The sequence below is a fragment of the Rhodovulum bhavnagarense genome, assembly GCF_004343505.1.
In the GTDB taxonomy this organism is placed as follows: domain Bacteria; phylum Pseudomonadota; class Alphaproteobacteria; order Rhodobacterales; family Rhodobacteraceae; genus Rhodovulum; species Rhodovulum bhavnagarense.
The window spans coordinates 1-2,834 of sequence record NZ_SLXU01000039.1 but is presented as its reverse complement, the minus strand read 5'-3'; the positions used below and the strand labels follow the sequence as shown (position 1 = coordinate 2,834).

Annotated in this window: 3 protein-coding genes and 1 pseudogene; 1 reads left to right on the top strand and 3 read right to left on the bottom strand. The window is 65.1% G+C overall.

Translation table 11 applies throughout. The features are described from left to right. Positions 1-93: 93 nt before the first annotated feature. The 3 genes from tnpC to tnpA form a co-directional block, all read right to left on the bottom strand. Positions 94-1,689 (bottom strand): IS66 family transposase, encoded by a 1,596-nt coding sequence (tnpC, locus tag EV663_RS15435; protein ID WP_132953424.1) that lies wholly within the window; start codon positions 1,687-1,689, stop codon positions 94-96. 69 nt (positions 1,690-1,758) lie between these two features. Next, a complete protein-coding gene (gene tnpB / locus EV663_RS15430) occupies positions 1,759-2,112 on the bottom strand; it encodes an IS66 family insertion sequence element accessory protein TnpB (RefSeq protein ID WP_132953422.1) in 354 nt (117 codons plus the stop codon). Then, on the bottom strand, positions 2,109-2,540 hold the full coding sequence (gene tnpA, locus EV663_RS15425; RefSeq protein WP_132953420.1) for an IS66-like element accessory protein TnpA: 432 nt from the start codon (positions 2,538-2,540) through the stop codon (positions 2,109-2,111). The genes tnpB and tnpA overlap by 4 nt, the downstream gene beginning before the upstream one ends. A 67-nt stretch (positions 2,541-2,607) precedes the next feature. Between tnpA and EV663_RS15420 the strand changes: the two are divergent. Then, positions 2,608-2,834 (top strand): annotated as a pseudogene (locus tag EV663_RS15420) (IS3 family transposase); the annotation flags it as partial.

The following is a 2,834-nucleotide window of genomic DNA, read 5'->3' as shown; positions in this document are numbered from 1 at the left end:
CGAACGGCCATCCCCAAAGCCGGCTCGACGAACTGCTCCCGTGGAATTTCCGGCCGTCAAGCTGAAAGCCGGGTGACCGTCAGACGACGCTTACTATTCAGCGAAGTTCCAGGGCATCAGAAGGGCGATGTCGCTTTGCATGTGCTGGTCGAGGATCTTGCGGAGGGTGGCGGCGATATAGGCTTCGGGGTTCACGCCGTTCAGGCGGCAAGTTCCGATCAGCGAAGCGATGCGGGCCCATGTCTCGGCACCGTCGATCGAGCCCGCGAATAATGCGTTCTTCCTTGTGAGGGGAATTGGCCTGATCGCATTCTCGACGCCGTTGGTGTCCATCTCAAGCCGGCCATCTTCGAGAAAGCGCGTCAGCCCGTCCCAGCGTTTCAGGCCGTATCGGATATGCTTGGCCAGGTCGTTCGCCGAGGAGAGATCCTGCAGGCAGCCTTCCAGCCACGGGCGCAGCGCCTCGACAATGGGTTTCGACAGTTGCTGGCGGACGGCCCGGCGCGTGTCCGGGTCGCGGCCGCGGATTTCCTTCTCGATGGCGTAGAGCGAGGCGACACGTCGGATCATCTCCTCGCAGATCGGCGACGGCGTGCTCTGGCTGAACGTGACGAAGCGCCTCCTCCAATGCGTCCAGCAATTGGCGATGGTCCATGGCTTCGCGGTCTGCTTCGGATCGGCGAGGACATCGTAGACAGGATGGCCGTCGGCCATCAGCGTGCTGCCGGTGAACCCCTTCAGCATCTTCTGCGCGATCTCGCCGCTGCGCGTGCGGGAATGTTGGAACACCACGATGGGGGGATCGCTGCCGCCCCATCCCCGCTGGTCGCGCAGGATCGCCCAGAGGAAGTCCTTGCGCACCTTCCCCGTGCCGGGGGCCAGCACCGGCACATAGGTCTCGTCCATCTGCAACCGGTCGGAGCGGCGGAGCTCGGCGATCATCGCGTCGATCACCGGCTGCAACAGCTGTGCCGCCCGCCCGGCCCAGTTCGCCAGCATCGTCCGGTCGAGGTCGAGGCCCTGCCGGCGGTAGATGTCCGCCTGCCGGTAAAACGGCAGGTAATCCCCGAACTTGGCGACCATGCAATGGGCCACCATCGCCTCGGTGGGCAGGCCGCGGGGGACCAGCCATTCCGGGGCCGGTGCCTGCGCGTGGGATTTGCCCGCGCAAGTGCGGCACATGTATTTCGGGCGGATGGTGACCAGAACCCGGAACTGGGCGGGGATCACATCCAGCCGATCACTCCGGTCTTCGCCGACCTTCACCATCTCGCCGCAGCCACAAGGGCAGAGCGTGCTTTCGGGTTCGATGACCTCTTCGATCCGCGGCAGATGCGCGGGCAGGTTGCCTTTGTTCCGGTTGGAGGGCTTCCGGCTTTTCTTCCGGGTGCCGACCGCCTTTTCGGCCGCATCACTCGCCGCGGCCAGCATGCCTTCGGCGACATCGATATCCTCGAACGGCAGATGGCGCTGATCGGGGTCGAGCTTTTCGGACTTTGCCCCGAACTTCTCGTACCGCGCCTGCTTGACCATCCGTTCCAGCCGGGCGTGGGCCTCCTCGACCTGGGCCAGGCGGGTCTCGGCCGCGATCCGCGCGGCGGTTTCCACAGCCCGGGCGCCCTCGGCGGCGGCCAGCCGCCGCTCGAGATCGGCCACATAGACCGCGCTGATCGCCCTACCCGATACCATGGGGGCAGTCTATCGGAGCGCGGCTGGACATGCCGCCCGAAACCGCGCGCCGAGTCATCCTGCCGCGGGCTATCCCGCCAGACGCGGCCGGCGGCGCCGTTCCGACCGCACCGCCTTCCAGTCGAGGCCTTCAACCAGCGCAGCGAACTGCGCCGGCGACAACCGGATCACCCCGTCCGCCGGCTTCGGCCAACGGAAGGCGCCGCCCTCCAACTTCTTGTAGATCATCACGAGACCAGTCTGATCCCAGACAAGACATTTCAGACTGTCCCCGCGTTTCGAGCGGAACACGAAGACAGCACCGCTATAGGGATCGTGGCCGAGCACATTCTGCACGACCAGAGACAGGCCCGCATGACCCTTTCGGAAGTCCAACGGCCGGGTCGCGAGATAGACCCGGTATTTCCCGCCGGGCAGGATCATGACACCGCCCGGATCGCCGCGATCACCCGCCCCAGATCATCGGAGTCGAACCCGGTAGGCACCCTGACGCGAACGCCCTCGATCTCCAGCTCAAACGCAGGGTCGCAAGGCACGCTCCCCATCCGGTCGTCATTGTCGCCGCCGGACACCACCACCGGCACGAGGCCAAGCGCATCGTCATCGGGCATCGGCAACAGCCCCTCCCGCGCCGCCCGCCGCCAAGCATGCAGCTGCGGCGCGGAAACGTCGTGTCGACGGGCGACATCCGCAACCGACACCCCGTCGCGATAGGTCTCCAGAACCATGGCCGCCTTCACATGCTCTGGCCACCGCCGCCGCCCGCTCGGACCCGTCACAACCTCGATACGCCCGGCGTATCCTTCGTCGTGACTGTGAGAAGTTACGTAAGTTTGTACATCGCTATCCATCTGACACCTCCGTCGTTACGGGCGTCATCTCGGACGTTACGCCAACTCAAGCAACGAGGGTCGTGGGCGGGCGCTTACGCTGCGGGCGATGAAGGATCATCCGATCTCTCAGCGCCGGGCCTGTGTCCTGATCGGTGTCGATCCGAAGACGGTGCGGCGCGAGAGACCGCTCGACAACCCGGAAATCCGTGAGGAGATGCACAAGATCGCCGAGAAACGCCGACGCTTCGGTTATCGGCGTGTGGGCATCATGCTGGAGCGCAAGGGCATGATCATGAACGAGAAGAAGCTCTA